The organism is Mycetocola sp. (genome assembly GCF_025464835.1).
In the GTDB taxonomy this organism is placed as follows: domain Bacteria; phylum Actinomycetota; class Actinomycetes; order Actinomycetales; family Microbacteriaceae; genus Mycetocola_A.
In genome coordinates this window covers 1-4,431 of sequence record NZ_JAODMP010000034.1, presented here as the reverse complement: position 1 = coordinate 4,431, position 4,431 = coordinate 1, and the positions used below count along the sequence as shown (strand labels likewise).

The 4,431-nt window shown below is 65.6% G+C and carries 3 protein-coding genes and 1 pseudogene; 1 reads left to right on the top strand and 3 read right to left on the bottom strand.

The window, feature by feature from the left end:
• Positions 1-288 precede the first annotated feature (288 nt).
• A pseudogene (locus JWP90_RS04655) lies at positions 289-1,246 on the top strand (IS481 family transposase).
• On the opposite strand, the gene JWP90_RS04650 reads toward JWP90_RS04655, so the two are convergent.
• From JWP90_RS04650 to JWP90_RS04640, 3 genes are all read right to left on the bottom strand, one after another.
• Positions 1,243-2,304, bottom strand: a complete 1,062-nt coding sequence (locus JWP90_RS04650) for an aspartate-semialdehyde dehydrogenase (RefSeq protein ID WP_297360350.1) — start codon at positions 2,302-2,304, stop codon at positions 1,243-1,245. The pseudogene JWP90_RS04655 and the gene JWP90_RS04650 sit on opposite strands and share 4 nt — an antisense overlap.
• A 112-nt stretch (positions 2,305-2,416) precedes the next feature.
• Complete coding sequence (locus JWP90_RS04645; RefSeq protein ID WP_297360347.1) at positions 2,417-3,685, bottom strand: aspartate kinase; 1,269 nt, start codon at positions 3,683-3,685, stop codon at positions 2,417-2,419.
• 407 nt (positions 3,686-4,092) lie between these two features.
• Positions 4,093-4,431: toprim domain-containing protein (locus JWP90_RS04640; RefSeq protein ID WP_297360345.1), on the bottom strand; the 339-nt coding region annotated here is incomplete at its 5' end.

The following is a 4,431-nucleotide window of genomic DNA, read 5'->3' as shown; positions in this document are numbered from 1 at the left end:
GAGAAGCAGCTGCCACAGGAACACCGAACGCTCGAGGCGTTCCCGCCCGTGCGATTTCATCGGCGATGCCGAGGGACTGCTCATGTGTGAACACTAGCAACGCTGGACGGCGGTCGGCGCCGCTGAGCACGTGTGTTAGCGCGCGGCGCGCACGTTAGGTGTTCCGCCCACGGACGTTGATTGAATCGGTGTGACGACTCGCTGTAGTTGCTGCAAATGAGGTGAGGACCTCCGCTAGCAGAGCGGGAGTTGCTTCGACAGTCACCCTCGACAGCCACGAGGTCCTCGATGTCCCCCGCTAATGCCGCTCTGACTCCGCGCCAACGACTTGCAGTGGCACGGCTGATCGTCGATCAAGGTTCGCCAGTCTCACAGGCCGCGAAAGCGTTCAACCGCGCCTGGCCGACCGCGAATCGGTGGGCCGATCGGTATGCGGCGATGGGTGAAGCCGGGAATTCGTCGCGGCCGCACCGGTTCCCGAACCGGACGTCGTCGGAGCTGGTCCGGAAGATCGTTCGCCTGCGCTGCTGGAAGAGGCTGGGTCCGATCCAGATCGGAGAGACGGTCGGGGGACCGTTTACGCCGCCCTGGTCCGTTGCCGGCTGAACCGACTCTCCTCTGTCGACCGGCGAACCGGTGAGGTGGTGCGCCTTACGAGCACGACATCTCGGGGCCGGTGATCGACGTCGACGTGAAGAAACTCGGCAATATTCCAGACGGCGGCGGCTGGCGTTGCGTCGGCCGGCAACAAGGGGACGCAACCGATCGGCGACGCCCGGAAAACCGCGGAACACTCACTGCGGGGCGTTGATCGCCACGGCGTTTGTTCACACCGTGATCGACGACCACTCCCGGGTCGCCTATGCCGAAATCCATAATGATGAGACCACGGTCACCACTGTTGGTGTTCTCCGCCAGGCGGTGTCCTGGTTCGCTGCTCGCGGCGTCGTCGAGCGGGTGCTCTCCGACAACGGCTCGGCAAACAAATCCCACCCCCTGGCGGGACACCTGCACCGAGCTCAGCAGCAAAGCGAAGAAGCCGCCCTTACCGGCCGCAGACGAATGGCAAGATCGAACGATTCCACCGCACCCTCGCCGACGGTTGGGCCTTCAGCAAGCACTACACAACTGAATCAGCCCGCCCGCTCCCTGCCTGGCTGCATGGTTACGATCAGCACAGACCCCACACCGCTATCGGAGGCCGCCCACCAGCCGGTTAACGAACTTGGCTGGGCAGTACAGCTAGGAGGCCGCAGCGGCGAGTCGCGCTGCGACGAGTTCGGCGATCTGAACAGCGTTGAGCGCAGCGCCCTTACGCAGGTTGTCGTTCGAGATGAAAAGAGCCAGACCCTTGCCTTCAGGCGCGCTCTGGTCGGCGCGGATCCGTCCGACGAATGCGGCGTCCCGGCCTGCTGCTTCCAACGGCGTTGGGATGTCGGCGAGCGCGACGCCCGGGGCATCCGCCAGTAGCTCTGTAGCCCGCTCGGGGGTGATGTCGCGGGAGAACTCGGCGTTGACGGAGAGCGAGTGCCCGGTGAACACCGGAACCCGCACACAGGTGCCTGACACGAGCAGTCCGGGCAGCTCGAGGATCTTGCGGCTCTCGTTACGGAGTTTCTTCTCTTCGTCGGTCTCGTTCTCGCCGTCGTCGACGATCGAGCCCGCGAGCGGTACGACGTCGAAAGCGATCGGTCGCCGGTAGATGACCGGCTCCGGCATCGGCACGGCGGAGCCGTCGTGGACCAGCTGGAGCAGGTTGCCGTCCTCGACGGCGACGCGCACCTGGGTGGCCAGTTCACGGGCACCGGCGAGCCCGGAGCCGGAGACCGCCTGGTAGGTGCTCACGATGAGGCGCTTGAGACCAGCCTCTTCGTGCAGGACCTTGAGCACCGGCATCGCTGCCATGGTGGTGCAGTTCGGGTTCGCGATGATGCCCTTTTTCGCCTGGTCGATGGCGTGTGGGTTGACCTCGGACACGACGAGCGGCACATCGGGGTCCATCCGCCATGCACTCGAGTTGTCGATAACGGTGGCGCCGGCAGCGGCGAACCGCTCAGCCTGAGCCCGGCTGCTGGTGGCGCCGGCCGAGAACAGGGCGATGTCAAGGCCGGTGGGGTCAGCGGTGGAGGCGTCCTCGACGACGATGTCTTCGCCGCGGAAGGTCAGGGTGCTGCCGGCCGATCGCGCGGACGCGAAGAAACGGATGCTCGCAATCGGGAATTCGCGCTGCTCCAGCAGGGTGCGCATGACAGCGCCGACCTGTCCGGTGGCGCCGACAATGCCGATGTTGACTCCGTTGCTCATGTGTTTCTCTCCTGTGCTGCGCGGGGGCCGCGCCTAACTCCGGACAATTTTTTCGAATCGGCGCATGGTGAGCCATTCGGGGGTGTGCTGCGAAGAATCTCCGCAGTTGCCGTCAGCGGCCGGAGCCGCCGTGGACCTTGGCTTCTTCGTCGCTGTCGAGGCCGAACGCGGCGTGAACGACGCGTGCTGCTTCTTTCACATTGTCGGCGCGGGTGATCACCGAGATGCGGATCTCACTGGTCGAGATCATCTCAATGTTGATGCCGGCCAGGTGCAACGCTTCGAACAGCCGGGCCGAGACACCGGTGTTCGCCTTCATTCCGGCGCCGACCAGAACGAGCTTGCCGATCTGGTCGTCATGCTGCAGCGACTCGAAGCCGACCTCTTCCCGCTGATCGAGCAGCGCTGTGAGGACCTTGTGGGCTTCGTCCTGCGGCAGGGTGAAGGAAATGTCGGTGCGGCCGGTCGCCGCCGCTGACACGTTCTGAACGATGATGTCGACGTTGGCGTCGGTGGAGGCGATGATCTTGAAGATCTGGGCGGCCTTGCCCGGAACATCCGGAACGCCGACGACCGTGATTTTGGCCTCGGTGAGGTCGGTTGCGACGCCGGTGACGATGGGGTGTTCCATCTGTTCGCCCTCTTTCGGGTTGTAGACGAGGGTTCCCTCGTTGTTGTTGAACGATGACCGCACGTGGAGTGTCACGCCATGCCTGCGCGCGTATTCCACTGCGCGAATATAGAGGACCTTGGCGCCGTTCGCCGCGAGCTCGAGCATCTCTTCGCTCGTGATCGTGTCGATCTTCCGGGCGAGCGGGACGATCCGGGGGTCTGACGTGTAGATGCCGTCGACATCCGTATAGATCTCGCAGACGTCGGCGTCGAGGGCAGCAGCGAGCGCGACCGCTGTGGTGTCGGAGCCGCCGCGGCCGAGGGTGGTGATGTCCTCGGTTTCGTCGTTGAAGCCCTGGAAGCCGGCAACGATGACGATCGCGCCGACGTCAAGGGCTTGGCGCACCCGCACCGGGTTGACCTCGATGATGCGGGCCGATCCGTAGTGCTTGTCGGTGCGCATCCCCGCCTGAAGGCCGGTGTACGAGCGGGAGTCGACGCCGAGATTCTTGATCGCCATGGCGAGAAGCGACATCGAGATGCGCTCACCGCTGGAGAGCAGCAGGTCCATCTCGCGCGGCTCCGGCGGAAGCGGCGAAACGGCCGCCGCGAGGTCGAGCAGCTCGTCGGTGGTGTCGCCCATGGCTGACACCACAACGACGACCTCGTTGCCGGCCTTGTGCGATTCGACGACGCGCTTGGCGACGCGCTTGATACTTTCGGCGTCCGCGACGGATGAACCGCCGAACTTCTGCACGATAAGGCTCACGGATACTCCTGGGTGGGGGTCGATCGGGTGCGACCCGACTCTCCATTCTAAACGGGGCCGCATGCCCGAGCTGCTATGTGACGGCGCTTGTGCCGGATGCCGACGCTCGGGGCGTGCGGGGCGGCGTCCGGTGGGGATGCCGCTTCCTATGGGGATGCCGCTGGTCCGGGCCGCGGCGCGGCGCCCGGTGGGATGCCGGTGGGTGCGGATCGCGGTGCGGCGCCTGTTCACCCGATGCGGACCGAAACACCCCGCGCACCGGGTGAACACGACCGGAACGCGTGAATTGACGCACCGGGTGAACACGACCGGAACGCGTGGATTGCCGCACCGGGTGAACCCGGCCGACGCGGGTGAATCCGCACACCGCACGACGGGCGTGGCATCCAGCCGCGAAGCGGTGGCGGTCAGCGCTTGACGACCGTGCGACCCTCGAAGGCACGACCGAGCGTGACCTCGTCGGCGTACTCGAGGTCACCGCCGACCGGGAGCCCCGACGCCAGCCGGGTGACCTTGATCTCGAGCACCGTGAGCAGCCGGCTGAGGTAGGTCGCCGTCGCCTCGCCCTCCAGGTTGGGGTCAGTGGCGATGATGACCTCCTGCACCGTGCCATCGGCGAGCCGCTGCATCAATTGGCGGATGCGGAGGTCGTCAGGGCCGATGCCATCGATCGGGCTGATCGCGCCGCCGAGCACGTGATAGAGCCCACGGAACTCGCGGGTGCGCTCGATGGCGACGACATCCTT

Coding starts and splice junctions, on each gene's coding strand:
- JWP90_RS04650 (WP_297360350.1), bottom strand. CDS start 2,304: ATGAGCAACGGAGTCAACATCGGCATTGTCGGCGCCACCGGACAGGTC.